General features: G+C 42.2%; 11 protein-coding genes. All 11 read right to left on the reverse strand.

Going from position 1 to position 20,447, the window contains the following annotated elements; all coding sequences use genetic code 11:
* Positions 1-10: 10 nt before the first annotated feature.
* The 11 genes from H8S63_RS06495 to H8S63_RS06545 all read right to left on the reverse strand — a co-directional run bounded on the left by H8S63_RS06495 (position 11) and on the right by H8S63_RS06545 (position 20,287).
* Positions 11-1,324, reverse strand: a complete 1,314-nt coding sequence (locus tag H8S63_RS06495; protein ID WP_186926204.1) for an alginate lyase family protein — start codon at positions 1,322-1,324, stop codon at positions 11-13.
* A 71-nt stretch (positions 1,325-1,395) separates the two neighbouring features.
* On the reverse strand, positions 1,396-3,450 hold the full coding sequence (locus H8S63_RS06500) for an IPT/TIG domain-containing protein (RefSeq protein ID WP_186926205.1): 2,055 nt from the start codon (positions 3,448-3,450) through the stop codon (positions 1,396-1,398).
* Between the two features lie 20 nt (positions 3,451-3,470).
* Entirely contained in the window at positions 3,471-4,673 is a 1,203-nt protein-coding gene (locus H8S63_RS06505; RefSeq protein WP_186926207.1) for a DUF5013 domain-containing protein, read from the reverse strand.
* Between the two features lie 41 nt (positions 4,674-4,714).
* The gene (locus H8S63_RS06510; RefSeq protein ID WP_007754245.1) at positions 4,715-6,472 is read right to left on the reverse strand and encodes a RagB/SusD family nutrient uptake outer membrane protein; all 1,758 of its coding nucleotides are present in this window, start codon (positions 6,470-6,472) and stop codon (positions 4,715-4,717) included.
* Between the two features lie 24 nt (positions 6,473-6,496).
* Positions 6,497-9,757, reverse strand: a complete 3,261-nt coding sequence (locus H8S63_RS06515; RefSeq protein ID WP_186926210.1) for a TonB-dependent receptor — start codon at positions 9,755-9,757, stop codon at positions 6,497-6,499.
* Positions 9,758-9,805: 48 nt separating this feature from the next.
* Positions 9,806-10,336, reverse strand: a complete 531-nt coding sequence (locus H8S63_RS06520) for a sigma-70 family RNA polymerase sigma factor (protein ID WP_007754243.1) — start codon at positions 10,334-10,336, stop codon at positions 9,806-9,808.
* A 260-nt stretch (positions 10,337-10,596) separates the two neighbouring features.
* On the reverse strand, positions 10,597-10,959 hold the full coding sequence (locus tag H8S63_RS06525) for a hypothetical protein (RefSeq protein WP_186926212.1): 363 nt from the start codon (positions 10,957-10,959) through the stop codon (positions 10,597-10,599).
* 62 nt (positions 10,960-11,021) lie between these two features.
* Positions 11,022-15,098, reverse strand: a complete 4,077-nt coding sequence (locus H8S63_RS06530) for a hybrid sensor histidine kinase/response regulator transcription factor (RefSeq protein WP_186926214.1) — start codon at positions 15,096-15,098, stop codon at positions 11,022-11,024.
* A gap of 188 nt (positions 15,099-15,286) precedes the next feature.
* Positions 15,287-17,641, reverse strand: a complete 2,355-nt coding sequence (locus H8S63_RS06535; protein ID WP_186926322.1) for a hypothetical protein — start codon at positions 17,639-17,641, stop codon at positions 15,287-15,289.
* 3 nt (positions 17,642-17,644) lie between these two features.
* Positions 17,645-19,699 carry a tetratricopeptide repeat protein gene (locus H8S63_RS06540; protein ID WP_186926215.1) on the reverse strand — a complete coding sequence of 685 codons (2,055 nt, stop codon included), beginning with the start codon at positions 19,697-19,699 and terminating at the stop codon, positions 17,645-17,647.
* 30 nt (positions 19,700-19,729) lie between these two features.
* A complete protein-coding gene (locus tag H8S63_RS06545; RefSeq protein ID WP_022274980.1) occupies positions 19,730-20,287 on the reverse strand; it encodes a DUF3575 domain-containing protein in 558 nt (185 codons plus the stop codon).
* Between the last annotated feature and the right edge of the window lie 160 nt (positions 20,288-20,447).

Genomic DNA, 20,447 nt, shown 5'->3' on the forward strand with positions numbered 1-20,447 from the left:
CATTCTGCTTTTATCTTGCAAACATCAATGTACCGAATCCTAATACATCGTAACCGCCGGAATTGGGATCATAATATCCACCGCCACCTTCTACACCCACATATTCCGTAGCGATTTTAGTATATTTCAGTTTTTCATCCGACATATTTTTGATACTCTTATAATGATAATACGGCAATGCCCAAATAGCACGTTTCATCCACTTTCCACCTCCTACAACTGTCTGTTCTTCCGGAGAAATACCATTCCACTGATTGTGTTTTTGCCATATATAAGTAGTGAAAGGCACGGTCTCCTCTGTATAGTTGCAACATGCAGCATACTCACATCCCCGCAAGAAAAGATTATCATCATACGCAAAGAAATCATCTCCCTGACTCCATGCTAACTGGCAAATAACACCAACCAAACCGACACACATTAACGTATGGCCCTGATCACGTCCACTTTCCTGCCATTGTGCAAAATTGTATTCGGGTGAATAGTCGTAATAGATAGCACGACGCAAACGTCCGTTTGTCACTCCCGACTGGAAATGTTCAATACCTTCATTATAAATATCACGCCTATCGGTGACAATGCCAATAGCGATTGTAGAAGCAATGTTGCACAATCCCCAGTTTGCCCAATAATGCAAGTGGTTAGTATCATGATGACGCACCAGGAAATCCTTATTGGCCGGATAGAATACTTTTAATAACCACTGTTGAAAAGCCAGAAAATCTTCGGGATCCCAACCTTTATATTCCCGCAATAATTGACCGGCAATGGCGAACTCATAACCATAAAGCCCTGCAGCCAAAGAAACATTAGAGTTGCCAGTAACTCCAACACAGGTCTGTACCCATTTATTCAAGTTTTCAACAGCCTTAGCGGCATATTCATCATCATTTTCTATCTTCCAACGCAATGCCTGCTGGTAAGCTATTGACGCTCCACGTGCTGCATTGATATAGTTTTCCCCTACCGTTGCCCCATTTATAGTCACTGCCGCTCCACGCACAATATACTCAACCGGATATGTATCCGTATTTTTCTGAGAGAAAGAACTCTCTTTCAACATCTGATAACCCGTGAACCACGGCTCTTCCACATCTTTTTTCTCACGAATACGGGCAAAATCTTCTTCAGAATGTATACCAACCTTTTCCATAGGTACTGAGTTGTCTTTCAGTTCAACTTGAACAAGATTGATATTATTGTCCGGCAAAATAATTTTATTCAAATCGGTTTCTACACCTAAACTCGGCAAATCAACGCCATCACCGCATCCTGCGAAGGAGAAGAGGACGAATGCGGCTGCTATACAATATATTTTTCTCATAATAATTTTCATTTTAAAGATTCGGTGCAAGTAATGCAATCGTTATAAGACTGCATTACTTGGGTAATTGATTATTTCAACAGAACTTTGATAGACGATATTTTTAGTGCTCTATTACTATCAAAATGAACAACAAATCCTAGGGTCGTTTCACCCTCATAATTTATAGTAAGATTTTCAATAACGAAACGTTGGTCTTTGTAATTTTCGCTATAAGTTTCTCCTGGCATATAAAAATCAACCGATTTAAGTAGGTTTGTATTTTCTGTCCAATTTCCACTTGAATCCATATTAGGAGTTTGCTCTTCCCCTCCCTTAGAGATAAATAAACCGGCTTTCTTTCGACCGTTTCCGCTTGTGGCAAGTTCTGCCACATCAATCACTACATCATAGACGCCCTGAGGTATATTAAAGGTCTGGAACATCTTTCCATTCATTTTTTTGGACAAACGATCCCATCCGCTTTGGATTACCAATAATCCCCCTTGATCATTCATATACAACCCTTCACCAGGCTCTTCAATTTTAGATTCATCATGACAAAAACCATCATTGCCAGAACCATAGTTAAATTGCCAACCTACGGGTGTGCAATGTCCACTCGCCTTTCCTTCTTTAGATTCGAATGGTTGTTTCACATTGGTTAATATATAATCCGAAATATCACTTCCCGCTTTCAACATATTCAGCTTATCGCTGCTTACCACATCCACCACCACATCATCAAACTTGAATGTTATCACATCTTCTCCTTCAGCACATTGCTCAGAGACGCTAGCAGTAATTTCCGTATCACTTACTACTGTATAGTTCAAATCTTGTCCTCCGAACGTGGCACTGGAGATTGTACTATTCCGGAAGCCTGTTCCTTTGATAGTAACAGTATTACCTACTTGAACAGCTTTTGAACTGAACTTATTATCAGTCTCAACGGAAGTGATTACGGGCGACGCCAATATTTCAAACGCCGCATAGTCTCCCATATTCATTTCAACTCCATGAATAGTCATTGACAAAGGAATCTCACCAAACGTTGTCAATGAAGGAACCTTAACCGTAAAGGTGCTTTCATCCACTATTGTTATATCAGTAGCCGGAGTTTCACCGAACATCATCTGAATATCTTCTTTGGCAATCGTTCCAAGGTTTTCGGCAACAACGGTCACCACTGCACCTACGTATCCTTTCAATGGCTCAATACTTGTCAGCACCGGATTCGGAAGAATCTCAAAGTCTAAAGTCTTTTCTATCTTCTCGAAAGGAGTAGTTACAGAAATCGTATAATCTCCCGGCGCAAGTGTGGCAGGTATCTGTATATCCAACAGTTCATCTTCTTGTGTTTTCACTTCGGCTTCCACAGCATCTCCTCCGGCTTTAGGAGTGAAGAATGCTTTCACTGGTTGCAACACTACCGTTTCATCCAGCACCGCCTGATTGAGATTTGTTCCGCTGACGGAAGCCATTCCGGTGACATATCCTGCCGCCTCTCCTTTTACAGCATCCAATGCGGCATGCTTAAGAACAGTAAATGCGACGGGCACATTGACCGGCTTGTCTGTAATATTAAGTTTAATCTCCCCACTTTGCGCACCTTCCGGCACTTTCACAGAGAAACTTTCCATTTCCGGTTCCGCCATAAATGTAGCACTTTCCTCTTTTCCACTAAACAGTACTTTATAATGAGCTGAAGGAACTCCTAAATCGTGACCATTAAATTTAATCTCATCGCCGACAAAACCATACGAAGGAATCACCGTCCTAATACCCGGAACCCCGAGTACGTCGTACATCAATTGCGTATCTACACGTTGCCCGTAAACTACTACGGAGATACGCCCGGCAGTGGTACCCTCCGGAACTCTTACGGTCAGTTCTTCATCTTCACAAGAGATGAGTTGCAATTTCGTATTGCCGACAAATACCTCCACATCATTTGCGATTATACCAAAATTTGTCCCGTAAATAGTAAATTCATTTCCCACGTAACCAACTGCATCCGAAACGGATGTCACCGTCACGACAGGATCCTGATTCTGCATACGGATGACTTCTTCATCATCCCCGTCGCACGATGCAGCAAATACCGTAAACAAAACCGGCAGTATATAATTATATATCTTCTTCATACTTGTTGCTTTTTATATTTTTACTCAAGAACCAACTTCACTTCTGTTATTTTGAAATAAGAATTAGCACCACTATTCATTGTAGTAAGGAAGCCGATCAACACATCAGTCTCTCCCTCCAAATTGAACGAAGCAGTCACGAGTTGCCCTGAAGCACCATCAACTGTTGAAGTCTTATATGAAGCATACACACCTTTCGTGCCATCCAAAGTTGCAACCTGATCAGTATCCGGGATATCATTTTCTTCCGTTCCTTTTACAATAAATGCTGCCACAAAATTTCCGTCGAGTACTTTCGTATAGGCATACGTCACTTCCAATCTGTACGTCCCCGGACGTAATTTAACTTGTTGGTACATCTTACCGTTAGCATATTGCTTCTTATTCCAGCCGTGTTGGAAGGCCAGCGTATATCCTTCCGCCGCCTTATATTGCATTCCGGAAACAGTCGTACTACCATCTGCGTTAAAAGACACCGCATTCTGTATCCAATCGGCAGGTGTCCACCATTCACCATTCTTCCAACTTTCTTCACTCGCTTTAGCAAACGGCTGTTTATAGTTTTTCAGATAAACAGAAGTCACGTCACCTTTTGCATTAGGATTAAACAATGCATTTCCTGTCATAGCATATCCGCGAATTGTAATAACCACATTACCGGAAACCCAATTTCTGGGGGTGACAGCTTCGATGGTAGACTCATCCACCAATCGTATTTCCTTAGCTGATGTCCCGTTAAAACTAACTTCAATGTCATTAACATCCGTTCCGAAATTTTCACCGGTAATCGTTACTACATCATCCTCTTCCGCTACTCCTGTTCCCAAAGGATTATCAGAGACAACAGAGTGCACGTATGGTGTAGGCAACACTTTGTATTGACCTATTACACCCACATCATTCGTCCAGATTTGCATTGTTACGTCACCGCTTGCAGCTCCGTCCGGCACTTCCACTACAATGCGATTATTTTTACACATCAATACTTTCGTCGCTAGTACACTTCCGAAAAAAACTTTCACAGGTTCCGTACGATCACCGAAATTTGTTCCGGTAATAACTACTTGTGAAGAAACATATCCGATATTCGGTGACATTCCGGATACTTCCGGCATCGGATATTCATATTTTGTTATCTGCGGATCTTGTTCGCAAGCATAGAACAGCAACACAAACAATGTTACCGCAAATATTCCAATCATATTTCTCAATAAATGTTTCATATATCCTATTTTTAATTAATAGATTATTAGATCTCGGCTAATTAATATCCCGGATTCTGTTTTAAATTCGGATTCAGATTAATCTGGTGTTGAGGTATCGGCCAAAGGTAATGTGCTTTACGTACAGTACTATTAGCCTTAGGAGAAATCACAACACAAGCATGTTCTTTTCCATCTCCTGTTATTACTGTTTCCTCACCATAAACATACGATTTAGCATCGTACTTCGAAGTTGGATTTCCAGATGCATCTTTAAACGGAGTGCTATATCCTGCTTCTCCGACTACTCTTCCCAAACGGGACTGGTTCAACGTTTCTTCCAAGATTCCCCAACGTTTCAAATCATCATACCGGAAACCTTCCATATAAAGCTCTACAGTACGTTCACGACGAATCTCGTCCAACATAATCTCTGAAAGCTCCTTTTCTGAATTAAGTTGTTTTTTAATCTTCTCTACCAATGCATTGGTAAGATGAGCCACTCCGGCACGATCACGCAACTTATTGATTGATATCCCTAGTTGGGCATCCGTTATTTCACCATAACGTTCCATTATAGCTTCCGCATAATTCAAACAGACTTCCGCCAAGCGCAGTACCGGATAATTGGCTGATTCTTTTTTATCACCCACAATAGGGTTACGGAACTTCTGGTCACCATACCCTGAAGTGCTACCAATAGATTCGGCCGGACCTCCTACATATGCCATCAGGCGATAATCACGATTCTGATACTCATCTGTAACATTCTGATATCCTTTAAACTGTTCATTATTAGTTGTCGGCATTCCGTTGGTGCACACAAACATATCAATAAACTTACGGGTAGGATAAATATAATTCATTTCATTATTCAAGGAAAATGCACCTGCATTCAGAACACGGTCAAAAACAGAGTAAATAATAAACTCTTTATTGCTATCTTTTCCATAACCTCCTGTCTGACTTCCATCTTCCAAACAGAAAAGATAACGACTGCTCAAATTATCAAGTTCGTTGTTATGGTTCCAAATTCTAAAAACCTCATCATCCAATACATCTTTAGAAAGAGATATTGACTCCTCCAAAAACTCATTTACCTGATCACTTTTCGGACCTGCAGAGCCTTCATAATCGGTAGATGTTTTATTGTATTTGCGCCAAGTAGCTTCATACAGCAACACACGAGCCTTAAATGCTTTTGCCCCTTGCTCACTTATATGTCCTTTATCCGAGGTAGCAATGTTCTGCTCTTTTGGCAATCTGCTGATAGCATTTTGAAGGTCACTAAGTATCAGGTCCGCTACCTCATAACGGCTGTTACGCGGTTTTTGCAATTCCGGTGAATCCGTATCGAGAGGAACTGTAATAATAGGCACGCCTCCAAAATATTTCAACAGGTAAAAATAGTTATAAGCACGAAAGAAATACGCTTCGCCAAGATAGGGATCAATTTCACTCTGGTTACCACTATACGCTTCCCCACGTTGAAGCAATATGTTACAAGTACGTATGTTATTATAATGGTCCCAACGGGCATCATCATAACCGAGGGTCAATGTACCATATCCCAAATAAGCTTGGTTTCCATTACGGCTGTTTACTAAATCAGACTGCAGGTCCATGTGTTCCATTATACCCGAGCGCCAGCCAAGCAGCTGTCCGTAAAATCCATTTGCAAACTCACGGAAATGTTCCGGTTTTTTAAAATAGACCGCATCAGTTCTTGAATCCAACGGTTCTAAATCAAGGAATGTATCTGCACAAGAAGTTAATCCCATCATGCAAGCACAAGCCAATATATAAGTTATCTTTTTCATACAATAGTCTATATCTTAGGTTGATTATAAAGTAACATTAAGTCCGAATGACCAAGTACGGGCAAAAGGATATCCGCTCGTATTGGAAGCGGAACCCATTTCCGGGTCAAAACCGTCACGAATACTAGTAGCCTCCCAAAGGTCGTTACCTGAGAAATAAAGACGGACTTTCTCCAATTTCACTTTACGTGTCCATATCTGTGGCAATGTGTATCCTACCACCAATGTCTTCAGACGGATATAACGACTATTCTGCAACATGAAGTCGTTATTCTGGTAATTCCAGGCAGAGCGGTTTGTATTATTTGTCAGACGCGGATATCTGGCATCTTTATGATCTTCCGTCCAAGTTTGTCCGAGAAAAGTCGGATTCTGGTTTGTATAGATTGTACGGAAAGGATAAGCCATCCAGTCATTACGCATAATATATTGTTTGGCAACTCCCTGAAACATTGCGCTGACATCAATACCTTTCCACGATGCGCCAACTGTAAGACCATATACAAAATGCGGATTGGCATCTCCAATATACTGAAGGTCGCTATCGGCATTACCAAGATCAGTAATCTTATAATCACCGTTCAAGTCAAGACGTTTAGTATCACCGGGACGAAGTTCGGCAACCGTTCCCTTTCCTACATTATTTAGTGCTCCTACCTGATCGGCATACAACGCATAATAACGGTCTACTTCCGCTTGATCCTTAAAGTATCCATCTGTACGATAAAGGAAGAATGCATTCAAAGGATAACCATTGACAGTCTTATTCACTCCTGCTCCATATCCGTCTGCTCCGGTCAGTTCTTCCAATTTGCTTTTAGTATCTCCGATATTGAAATTAGCATAATAAGAGAAGTCTTTAATCTGATCACGCCATCCGATAGTAAATTCCCAACCTTTTACATTCAGATGTCCACTATTGGTTTTCGGAGATTTACCTCCCAGTACACCGGGATAAGTGACTTCCGACAGCATACCGATATTATCCTTAATAAAGTAGTCGAAAGAAGTAGTCAGGCGACTATTGAAAAAGTGCAAGTCAATACCAACATTTTTCTGCTCTACCCGTTCCCACGTACGATCAAGACTGATAATGCCATTATTCCCCAAACCAGTACTTACCTGTGCTGCAGGAGAATAGCCAAAGACAGTACTTCCTTGTGTTACAGCAACTAAATAGTCAAAATCTCCCAATCCCGCATCATTTCCGGAGTTACCGTAGCTGAGACGTAATTTTCCAAAATTAACAACAGGAGTAATAGCTTTTAAAAAGTTCTCTTCCGTAAAGACCCAACCTCCGGATACCGAAACAAAGTTTTTAAATTTATGTCCCTTTGCGAACTTAGAATTTCCGTCACGACGTCCGATCAATTCAATCAAATACTTTTCAGCATAATTATAATTCAACTTCATAATGTAAGAGTAAGAACCGTTGTGGGTCTTACCTCCTCCATTTCCTTGTGCACCGGAAGCAAGATTCAAATCATACACACCTGTATCTTCCATCTTCTCACGGGCTGTTACCATCTTTTTCTGTACCCACTTTTCAGCATTGATACCAGCCATCGCCTCAACATTATGCACTTTCGCAAAAGTACGTTTGTATTTCAGTAAGGCAGAATAATACTGATATTGCATATTATTGGCCTGCATCAAATAAGCAGGATTATGAATATCCTTAATATTCAATACATCTGTCGGATAAATCAATGACTGATTTGTATTGCTCACAACTTTATCGGCAGGATTTCCAAACCAATCATATGTCTGTACAGGAATCACATAACGGTCACGACGATATTCTTCATTTTGGAATGAAGCCATACCTTCAAAACTGATTCCTTTCCAAATATCAACAATGGCTTTCACATCAACACGAGTAGTCAAGTTCATGCGTTCGTCACGCCCGCCATCAGAGGTTGCAGCTACAGGTTGACGGTCTCCAACTTTACCAAAATTGGCATACCACTGCCCATAGGGATTTTTAGCAGGGAAAAACGGAGGTTCGTTTCCATATAAAGATGTATCAATACCGGCAGAAGGTGACTCAGTGTCAGTCTTAATCATACTAGCCGATGTTTCCAATTTAAACCAGTCAGTAAGTCTGATTCCATAATTTAAACGCAGATTCAACTGTTTTTGGCCATCATACGCTGTCGCCAAGTTTGCCTGATTATCTGCATATGCTAAAGATATACGATAATCTGTTTTCTCATTAGAACCTGATAAACTTAAATTATGCTGATAAGAAAAACGACGTGCAAACATCTCCTCCAAACGATTGGCATCTCCGATGAAGAGATCATATCCCCAGTCTTTAGCATTCGTATGATAAATACCGGAGATTCCCTGTTGCATTTTCAACATATTCTCTTCAGAAGTCCAGTTCCACCAGTCTTTTGTTTTCTGTTCTTTATTCGCTTCAATCCACATAGTAGCATATTCCTCCATACTTGGAGAGAAAGCCATGATACCGTTAGTCGTGAAACGCATATTGAAATTATAGTCTACTGTCACCTTTCCCTTACCTTTTTTCGTTGTTACCAGAATCACACCGTTGGCAGCCTTAGCACCGTAAATAGAAGCAGAACCATCTTTCAACACACTGATACTTTCTATATCATCCGGATTCAGATTCTGGAAAGAAGCATCATTCAGTGTAGGGACTCCATCTACTATAATCAAGACTTTCCCACCATTTACAGATGTCGCACCACGAATCTGGAAATTCAATCCTTCATTACCCGGACGTGAGCTGGAACGGGTAACAACCAAACCCGGAGTAGCTCCTTGTAAAGCTGCACCAACATTGGTGATGGCACGACTTTCCAAAACCTTACTACTTACTTGTTCTACCGCACCCGTCAAAGTAGCTTTCTTTTGTGTACCGTAACCAACAACCACCACTTCATCCAATGCATTATTATCTTCTTTCAGTACAACCTTAAAATCCGAACGGTCATGAAGAGTAATAATCTGGTCTACATAACCGATATAGCTAATCTTTATTTGCTTAGCATCCGCAGGCACGTTCAATGCAAACCGACCGTCGATGTCGGTAATTACTCCTGCATTACTTCCTACAACCACTACATTACAACCAATCAGCGGTTCGCCATTCACATCTGTAACAAGTCCTTTGATAGTACGTCCTGTCTGGGCTACAGTCAAACTCTCTTCTACAGAATCATTCGCATAGAGCAATACACCGGGTGAACCACCCAGCAATATGGCAAAAGCCAATGCAACTCCTCTACTACATAAGAATTTGGATTTAATTTCCATAATACTATTAAATTATTAAAGTTAATATGCTTTATTCCGAGACGGTATTTAACCGACTTGGGAAAATTCATTCCGCAAACAACCACGTACAGTCTTACGCGCCAACAATAACTGACACTCTACCGTACGAGGAGACAAAGACAATTTTCCTGCAATAGCAGGGCAAGATAGCTCATGATTAAAACTCAACTCGTAAATCCGGCGGCGCTTGGCAGGAAGACTTTTCACCACCTCCTCATGCTTTTCTTTCAGTTCACGATAACAGATTACATCCTCCGTCGTGTTTCTATCAGAGTCGTTCACCTTATTATATATATAAGCAACAAAATCTTCCTGCTTATAATAACGGCGTATCTGATCAGTCACAATATTACGGGCAATCGTAAAAAGCAAAGACCAGACAGTGTCGGGTTTTACAAACATTCTGTATTCCCACAAGCGGACAAAAACATCCTGTGCCAAATCTTCCGCTTCATACGGACGGCAAATACGAAGAGCGATATAGTTTTTGATATGCTCCCGATATTTCAGGTAGCACTCTGAAAAGAAGTCGTCAAATGTAGCTTGTTGTTTACTCATGGCATTAAATTTATCCGTATAACGATGTTACAAAAGTAAAAACAAGTTTTAAAAACAAATAGCACAAAAGTAACAGAAAACAAAACTATGGTAACAAGCGTGTTTTTTTGCAAAATATCCCCATTCCATCGGCATAAATGCAGGTTTCATAGTAACAAAAAAAAGGGGAGGCCGTTACATTTGGCGACTCCCCTGTTCTGTACTTTGCATAAGTCTGTGGCATGATTCGCCACAGATGCAGATTATCTCTGGTATTTGCTTTACTGCGCAGCCTGAAAATCCGGAATACGTTTCACATCCGCACCTTTCATGACACCTTTTTTAATGGCCTCATTTGTTTCGGTGATTTCTTTCTTGACGCGCTTATAATATTCTTTCGTCAGACCTTTTTCTATTGCGTCCGATTCCGTCACTGCCCAGAAATATTGATAATCCATCAACATCAGATCCGGAGCCACTACTTTAAAGAAAATACTATCCCCTGCAAACTTCTCACGTAAATCACCCAGATAAATTGTATCTGCCGGATTTACTTCCTGACTGTTCGCACTATTTTTTGAACTACCTCCGCAAGAGGACAACAACAAACCTCCTACCAATGAAATTAAAACTAATACTTTCATATCACTATTTATTATAAATTGGCACAAATGTAATAATTAAACTAATAAACGTAACTATAATGTCATTCTTTTTTTCCAGTCTCTTCTGCATATTGCTTAGGCAACATCCCAAACATTTCTTTAAAACACTTCGAGAAATAACTGGAAGAGCTGAATCCTACCCGATTCGCTATTTCGATGATCGGCAATCGGCTTCCTTGCAATAATTGCGCTGCCCGTTTCAAACGGATACTGCGGATAAAGTCCGTCGGGGTATGTCCGGTTATGGATTGCAGCTTACGATAAAGACTCATGCGTACCATCCCCAAATCGCCACTCAACTCCTCTACACCATATTCCGGATTGTCCATGTTCTTTTCTATGTATTCCAAGCATTTCTGTATCAATTGCTCGTCTACGGAAGTAATTGTGATAGCACTCGGATTTACTTCTATATTCTTACGGAATTCCTGTTTCCTCCTTTCCTGCTGTTCTATCAACTTCTCAATGCGTACCATCAGCATATCAAAGTTGAAAGGTTTCGACATATAAGAGTCGGCTCCTACTTCGTAGCTGTTTATCTTGATATCATCGGCAGTACGGGCTGTCAATAATATCACAGGTATATGGGATGTCTGCACGTTCGTCTTGATTCGGCGGCAAAGTTCGATACCATCCACTTTCGGCATCATGATATCACTGATAATGAGATCGGGATTTTCTTCAATCGCCTTTCTTTCCCCTTCTTCACCATCCGCCGCTTCCACTATCCGATAAAAATCCTCCAACTGCTCTTTCAGGAAAGTACGGAATTCCTGATTATCTTCTACCAACAACAATTTCTTTATATTCTCATCTGACGCAGATACAACGGTTTCCTTTTCTTTCATACCCGTCGATTCCATATCAGTTATTTCATCCGGCAGCTCATCCGGTTCAGGTGTCAAATCCATAGGTAACCAAACGGTGAAGACCGACCCGCGATCCATCTGACTGTCAACCTTTATACGCCCACCGTGAATATTCACATATTCCCTGACCAGATGGAGTCCGATACCACTGCCTATCTTTTCATCCCCTTCATTGCCAACCTGATAGAAACGGTCAAAGATGTAGGGAAGATCGGACTCGGATATTCCGATTCCTGTGTCGGATACCGATATTCTCACATAGTTTCTCCCTTCCACTTCCTCCGTCGCAAGTAATAAGTTCACGGTTCCTCCCTCCGGAGTGTACTTAAAGGCATTGGACAAGAGATTATTTACAATTTTATGTACTTTATCCCGATCGAAAAACATATAAAGCGCTCTGTGTTCCGACTGGTTTACAAAGTTAAGATGCTTCTCTACAGCCATCGGCATAAAATTATTGTAGGCAGAAACAATAAACTCCTCCATATCGCCATTCATCAAATGCAATCTCTCACCCTTCATTTCAAGTTTACGAAAATCCAGTAATTGATTTACCAATGACAAAAGGTTTTGAGCATTCTTATAAATTGTATTCAGTTGCTTTTTCATCGTCTCATCCGTCAAACGGCGTATCATCATATCCAACGGAGTGATAATCAGTGTCAGCGGAGTACGAAGCTCATGACTGATATTGGTAAAGAAACGGAATTTCATCTGGTCCAACTCTTCTTTCTGCCTCAAAGCTTCCTCTTCTTGCATACGGATCATCTTCTGCCGATTACGGCGGTTAATCACATAAATAAGACCGAAGACCAACAAAATCCCCAAAACGGCATAGAGGATGCGGGCAGCCAATGTATCCCAAAACGGAGGATGAATCACAATTCTGAATTCAGACTCCGGTCCCCATATCCGGTCGTTTCCGGCTGCGGACACACGGAAAACATATTCGCCAGACGGAAGATTATTATACACAACACGTCCCTGTCCATTCTCAAACGATGTTTCAATCCATTCTTTATCAAAGCCTTCCAACTGATAACGAAAAGAAGTCTGAGAAGGATTAGAGAAGTTCAGTCCCGAAAATTCAAGTGTTACATAATTCTCATCATATTCCAATTGCACTGCATCCGAATAACTCAATGCTTTGTCAAACAATATGCGCCCATTATATTCCTCTCCCGACACTACCGGAACATTGAACAGGCGGAATGAAGTGAATAAAGGCCGATTGAGGCATTGGTTATCAACCATATTCTCAGGAGAAAAGACAATAAATCCATTCATCAAGCCTAAGAAGAGTTGATTGTCACGGGTTATCAGAGAAGGAAAGCTATATAAATCATCCTGCCGGATCTCATCTTCGGACAAATAACTGACAACGTGAAAACTGTATTTATCTGTCTTACGGTCTACTTTTATCTTATAGATAGAAGTGACTGTCGATATCCATATATCATGATTTTTATCTTCCACCACATTCAGGATAGCTTGTGACAACCCTTCTTCTTTCCCCAATGTATAACTTTGCCCATGATGGGTAAGGACATTCAAACCGTATTGGGTAGCAAACCATAAAGTACCTTCATGATCTTTCAATATCTGGTTATACTTCATACTTCCTTGATTAAAGATTGAATTGGCTTGTCCATCCTGTTCGGATATCCAGATTGTATTTTTTGCAGGATCATAGATATACAAGCCATTATCGCTACCCACTACCAATCGGGACCGGTCGTCAATAGCCAACGCATTGGCTACTTTATATTTCTTCAGCTCGGGAAACTGTTCGGATAATAGTTTTATCTGCCCATTCTCCGGATTGAACAAGCCTACACCTCCGTATATACTCACCCACAACCGTCCGGAAGGATCCTCGACCATAACACGTATATTACTGAAATCCAACTCATTCTGATAATCCGTGTCCGGATAGTCATAAGATCTTACTTTCCCATGTTCTATACAATATAATCCGTCATGATAGGTCCCCACCCAGATACGGTTTTCTTTGTCTTCGTAGAGGACACGGCAATTCTTTTGATTGAATTCATTATATAGCCTGTTCAAGCTCCGTGTTGCCGGTTCGTAACGATACAGTCCCGAAGTGGTTCCCATAAGAATCTCGCCTTTCGAAGTCTCCAACATACAACGGATCTCCTCTCCTTTCCAGTCTCCGCGAATCATTTTCTTATTACACAGCATTATCTTGTTCATGCTGGGATGGTAATAGCACATTCCCTGATTGTAAAGCCCCATCCAGACAGAATTATTCTCATGATCGCAATAAATGCTCTGAACTGCATTTCTCACTCTGTTGCCTGACAACAAAGGTATATCCAGTATTTGAGTTACGGAGAAATTATGCATATCAATTACATAAAATCCGTCAATAACGGTTCCTACCCATGCATTTCCACCTTTATCCACATCCATTGAGGTGAACCATGAATAATGTCCCAACCGGATACTTGAAATCGGGTTCCATTTTTTATTATAAACATCATAGTAACCTATCCCCCGATCCCACATCAGCCAGAAGTCACCGTTATCGAGTATCCGTAAGACAACACGGTCATCCGGTTTCAGCTGGCCTTTCAAGAAATCGAGTTCCTGAACAAAACGTTTCTTCTCCCAATCATAGCAGCGGATAGCCCCTTTCTGATGCACCATCCAACTATAGTTGCCGTGACTTTCTATTCCCAACAGTCCGCCATAATATTCCATAAACTCATCATTCCTGCAAACCAGTTCTGCCGATTTCGTTTCCGTATCATACGTATAGACGGAAGATCCCGGCGTGAGAAACCAATAACGCTTCTCGGAATCAATAATCAGATCCTCCACCCTATCTTTCAGCCCGAACTGAAGAAACAGTGAATCTACATTATAGATATACTGTTCGGTAGTCAAATCAAAAACGCGCAGGCTTTTACGTTCTTTCATCCACAAACGTTTATCGGTATCAATATATTGTTCGGGAATGATGTGGTTATATACTATCGGATATTCACCATGAATATTGAAAGGGAAATTTGAATAGTTCGCACCGTCATACAGGCTTAGCAACACAGTGCTTCTCACCCCGATACGTCCGTCGGGAATAGGAAAAACACTCTTGACATAGTTATCCGGCAATCCTTCGACAACTCCGATTTGCCGGAATACGTAAGGGGATTCCTGCGAGCTCAGATACTCCGGATATAATATCCCCCATATAATAATCAATATGCATATTCGAATCTTCATAGTTTTCTTTTTTGTAGTACTATTATTAGTACGAACGAAAAATGAAATCCCCTTATCCTACTCCACTATTATTTTGAAACAAAGATAACAGTCAGCAGACAAAATCAAGTAAAGAGCGACAAAACTTTCACTCTTGAATTTGTTTTTATCGAATATACAGCTGTGTTTTTGTAAGTAGAATGCTAACTTTATTTAAAGGTAGGCATTTTAAACTTGTAAATCAATCCTCCCACCATAGAAGCAACGCAGTCGGGTCTTCCCTGATCCATACCATCATACGTGTCCGTGCGAATGCCTACTTTGGGTTCCACATAGAAATCGAGGGAAGAGCCCAGTTTCAGTTTGACTTGCGCACCGGCGTCAATTCCCGGAACTGCTTTAAATTCACCTCTACGACGTACCAATCCGGCTGTCACTCCGACAAAAGGAACAACATCTATCACGTGATCCCGGCTATATCCCTTCGCCAAAGTAGCGAGACTCATCATATAATCCATTCCTAACCCAGCATAATGAAGATTCAACTTATCCGGTGTTTTCGCCTTATACATGATTGTTCCGTTCACACGCCATGCAGAAAGCGGAGTATACCATTTTCCGATACTACCCTTAGCTTCCACACCCATATTCTTTACCAAATCCCGATTGGCAACCAGCAGACTGCTTACGCCCAATGCTCCCGATATGAAATACCGTTTGTCATCTTTCTCAAACACACTGCGATTGACCGCTTTGGAATAAGGAACAAAACGATAATGGAAACCGGCATTGATCCCCACCATCACATCCTTCTGCATGAAATCCAGATTTCCTTCGATAAACTTATCACGATACAGGCGGATTTGCGGTTCGAGATACAAACCGAAGAAATCATTGATGTGCCATACTCCCTGTACCCCCGCATTGAGTCCCGGCTGGAACTTATGCTCTGAATTCGACGTATAAGCCAGATTAAATCCTACCGAACCGATCAGTTCAAAAATACGTTCCGGATCATATCCGCTCATGGTAGAAGTGATATTCCATAAATAATCCAATCCTCCGGTTACGGTGAAATGTCTGAGTCTCTCCGCCTCCATATCTGTCGGAAGCAAATAATTGGAGAAGAAACCTCCCGTCCCTACCAGTCGCAGACCGGAATACGGAGTAAACCATTTTCCGATAGAAGCGGAAAGTTGCGGTCCCCATGCAGCGAGATGTTTCAGATTAGTCTTATTCAGGAATAACTGTGCCCCGATACCTGACGTCATGAATAGATTGTCGGCAATATGATTGCTTGAGAATCCATTCTGAGGACGGGCTGCACGGTCTATTGTGTGATACGTCACACCGAAGTTCAGTTCTCCGAGCTGGTCTGTACTACCGAAACCACATCCACCGGCATATCTCTTCTGATAAACATTAAGGCGGGGTTCCACAAACAAATCTACGGAACGGTTCAACCGGAAACTTCCTTGAAGCCCGATACCCAATCCCGGTGCATACTTGGCTGTCTGCGCCACTCCTTTTGTCCCGGACAGATTGACACCGGCTATACCGATCAAAGTGAAAAGCCTCTGTTCGTCATATCCCCAAAGTATATTATTGATATTCAGCAAATAATCGGCATGCAGGTCTATATGCTTGAAATAGCTGCTCGCACTACCGGCAGGCGTATCGCTGTAGCCAACGGTTCCGGACAAGCGTACTCCCGACGACGGACTGAACCATTTACCGATTCCGGCAGAGAACTGCGGTCCGAATCCTTTGAGTGTATTCTTTATCCCCGGCATTTTCAGCGTACTGATTCCACCGGACAACGAGACAAACATATGATTGAGGAATGAGCTGTTATCGAAGTTGTCAAAATGAATCTTCCTACCCATCGCCGCAGCAGGCATATAGGTCAGGCCCACCAAGACCGATCCTCCCATTTTATAGTTTCTCCAACTTTCCGTATGCCCCAATCCATCGTTATACCATCCGATTCGGGGTTCGACAAATAAATCGAGTGTCCGTGAAAGACGGATATTCCCCTGCAATCCCATACGGACACCATAATAGAACTCATGTCCATTCTTCACAGCCGGATTATCACCGGCCGAATTGTCATTGGCCCTGGAATAGCCGGCTTCAACTCCCGCTATACCCAAAAGTTCGAACCTGCGCTGTTCGTTGTATCCGAATGTAAGAGAAGATATATTCAGCAGGTAGTCGAAGCTGCCTCCTACCATTTTTATCTTACTGTTATATACTTCCGACGGCAAATAGCCCAAAGCCGCTCCCAGACGCGCCCCATGAACAGGAGTGAACCATTTGCCTATAAAAGCATTGGCTGTCATTCCCATGCCATCCTGTCCTCCGCTCGTCAGCAAACCGTAAGGTCCCAGCCCGGCAGAGAAAAAGAGGTGTTCATTGAATTTATTACTTTCAAACCTCTCATTGGCAGGTCTTTTCTGCAACATATATTTCAATGCACCATAATCCTGTGCCTGCAAAGCAACAGACAACATCAAGAACAATGCCACTGCCGCATATTTATTTTTGATTCTGAGGATATCCATCATTTACTCTTTCGTTGTATTATCATTCTTTATTTTCTGCTCTTCGGGCAACAGGTCAATAATGTCACCGTCCACTCTCGCGGTCTCCAGCAAGGAAGGATCCAGTTCCAAAGCTTTCTCAATATACATAAGTGCTTCACCCACCTTTTCCATACGGTTGGCAGCGATAGCCTTCACATAATACTCGCGAGCCGAGCCCGTATCCAGCTGCGAAGCCTTCTCCCATGCTTCCTTATTCTTCTTCATCGCCAGCAACATGATCACTTCATTGAAAGGACTGGTAGCCGCCACTTTCTCAAACGCATCGTCGTAATAGCCTGCCATCGCCTGAACGATCGCCTGCAAATCATCGGCAACAACTCCCTCCGGAAGCAGTGTCAACACAGAATCAGCCTTCGTATATTTACCTTCATGCAACAGGGCAATCGCCTGATTGGAAAGCAATTCCACCGGAGCCGACTTGCTGACGAACGGTTCAAGAATCTTGGAGTCCGGCGTATCTTTCTGAATATTCAACACAGCCAGCTCATTCGCCGCATACGTAAAGTTATCGTACAATTCAAGAGCTTCTTTACAATACCTCTCTTTTTCATCCGGCGTTTTAGCCGTTGCAATCATCCGGTAATATTCAAAACGTGTCAGCTCCTTCGGATCTTTCTTATAGAGCTGCATAATTTCCTCATCCGTCAAAGAACGGAAAATAGAATATCCGTAAGTGTACTGCACTTTTCTCAACTTAGGCAGATACACAGCAGCAACCTCCTTATAAAAAGGTTTCGATTTCAGCGCGCGATTCAACTGGTAATTCTTTTCTCCGTATCGCTTAATCAATTCCGTGATCTCGTCGGCCGTATCCTGTCTGGAATCTTTCCGCAGCAACTCCGCCACTTCTTTCCACGAAGCGACCGACGCGTCCGATTTCACCTCCAGAAGTTTGCGGGTCTCCGGGTCGAGTTGCGACAAGATACGGTCCAGCGCCTTGTCCGTACGCAACTTAGCCAGTCGCAGATTCGATTCATACGAACCGTCCGGTGAAGCGACACCCGTAATATGGAAACTTTTCAATGAAGCCTCCGGATTCATCTCGATAGCATGCAACTCTTGATTCAAACGATTCAGTTCCACCTGATTCTGTGGATTCTTATCATCCAGATCAGCTTTTCCCACAACGAAAGTCAAGTTGACTTCTCCTTTGGTATCCCTCAATTGCATCACAGGTTTGGGGAGATATTTCTCATCCGTCAGATTGAAAGCGGAGAATTTATATTCCAGGAAACGCAACGGATTGACAGTACCGCGTGCGATAGAGAAAGAATCCCGATAGATAATAGCACGGTAATTCTCCATCGCAAGATGCACATCCGCACGATAATCATGTTGCAGATACTCTATATAGATAGAATCATGATAGGCGATAATATCCCCGTTCCGCGAGGAAGTAGTCTTCACCTGTATGTATTCGTGCAGCGGGTCCTGTTCGATATTATAATCATACATACGCCGCTGGGTAGTATTATATGTACCTCCGTCGAACACCACGGGACGTAACAGCAAACGCTTCTTCTGTGTCACATCATAGATAGAAGGTTGCAACACCAAACGGCGGTTGGAAGTGAACATCTCCTTAGGCACCGGCACACGGGTTTTCAGATGGAAGTAATTACCTTTTATCTCAATGTCCGTAGGCTCGGGCACCACTTTATCCTTCACTTTTGAAATCACAGTCACCTCGTCAAGTTCAATGACCGCATCTTTGAGCACCACGTTGATAATCTGCTTTCCGCCCACCTTGACCGTCTTGTCTTCATACCCGACACAGGTATATTTCAACGATCCGTGCCGTTCCGCCAGCACACTGTAGCGTCCGTCCTCATCGGAGATTTCAATGCGTTCATTCGTCACAGGATCTATAATATTCACGTTCGGAATACTTTTTCCCTGTTGGTTGGTGACGTGTCCTTGCACACGCATACGTTGGGCGTACGCATCCGCACCGAGTAGCAGCATGGCTGCCAGGAGGATTCCGATTAATCTATCACGTTTACAATTGATTTTCATTCTCTTTTCTAACTATAAATGTTCGTTCCGTTACCGGATTATATACACAAAAGACACTCCCAGCTTCACTGGTGCCAGCGTTGTCTTACTGTCATTCGCCGCATCCGGTTTCGGAGCACCCTTGTCGTACTTAAACTGGCGGTAGCGCATCACCCCGATACCTGCCGTCGCCTCAATATTCCAATGATCGTTCAGCACCCAAGCATAACCGTACGTCAAACCGACTGCCAGCGCATCGCCTTTGTGATGCACATCTTTAACCAGCATATTAAAATTGTTCGCAAAAGCGGTGACACCTAGAAAATGGCTCACCATCGGACGGTTTAACCAATAACGTACTTCCGGCTGAAAATGTGTGAAAGTAGTTTTAAAATTGTCTGTACTGATCGGATTCGCAGCGACTCCCATATTGAGAGAGATATGACGACCCAAAACAAATTCGGCCTCGACATTAGGGCTGGCAGTCAGCCATCCCAACGTGTTCGTTTTCACAGCCACTCGTTGTGCGTGTACATGTACCCCACAACACAATAACAGAAATGACAACAGAGCGACCACTCTGCGACCATTTCTCAGTGCATATACCATAATTATTTTCCCACTAAATATTTCCCACTAAATATCCACCCTATATAAATAAGGACTTCCTGTCCGTTTCTTCCGAATCAGACAAGAAGCCGCAAATTTAGAAAAAATATGGCATTCACAACGTTTGCCTACGTTTTTTTTATTTTTTATTGCAATATTT

It is taken from the genome of Bacteroides sp. NSJ-39 (genome assembly GCF_014287315.1).
Lineage (GTDB): Bacteria > Bacteroidota > Bacteroidia > Bacteroidales > Bacteroidaceae > Bacteroides > Bacteroides finegoldii.

Coding starts and splice junctions, on each gene's coding strand:
- H8S63_RS06495 (WP_186926204.1), bottom strand. CDS start 1,324: ATGAGAAAAATATATTGTATAGCAGCCGCATTCGTCCTCTTCTCCTTC.
- H8S63_RS06500 (WP_186926205.1), bottom strand. CDS start 3,450: ATGAAGAAGATATATAATTATATACTGCCGGTTTTGTTTACGGTATTT.
- H8S63_RS06505 (WP_186926207.1), bottom strand. CDS start 4,673: ATGAAACATTTATTGAGAAATATGATTGGAATATTTGCGGTAACATTG.
- H8S63_RS06510 (WP_007754245.1), bottom strand. CDS start 6,472: ATGAAAAAGATAACTTATATATTGGCTTGTGCTTGCATGATGGGATTA.
- H8S63_RS06515 (WP_186926210.1), bottom strand. CDS start 9,757: ATGGAAATTAAATCCAAATTCTTATGTAGTAGAGGAGTTGCATTGGCT.
- H8S63_RS06520 (WP_007754243.1), bottom strand. CDS start 10,336: ATGAGTAAACAACAAGCTACATTTGACGACTTCTTTTCAGAGTGCTAC.
- H8S63_RS06525 (WP_186926212.1), bottom strand. CDS start 10,959: ATGAAAGTATTAGTTTTAATTTCATTGGTAGGAGGTTTGTTGTTGTCC.
- H8S63_RS06530 (WP_186926214.1), bottom strand. CDS start 15,098: ATGAAGATTCGAATATGCATATTGATTATTATATGGGGGATATTATAT.
- H8S63_RS06535 (WP_186926322.1), bottom strand. CDS start 17,641: ATGGATATCCTCAGAATCAAAAATAAATATGCGGCAGTGGCATTGTTC.
- H8S63_RS06540 (WP_186926215.1), bottom strand. CDS start 19,699: ATGAAAATCAATTGTAAACGTGATAGATTAATCGGAATCCTCCTGGCA.
- H8S63_RS06545 (WP_022274980.1), bottom strand. CDS start 20,287: ATGGTATATGCACTGAGAAATGGTCGCAGAGTGGTCGCTCTGTTGTCA.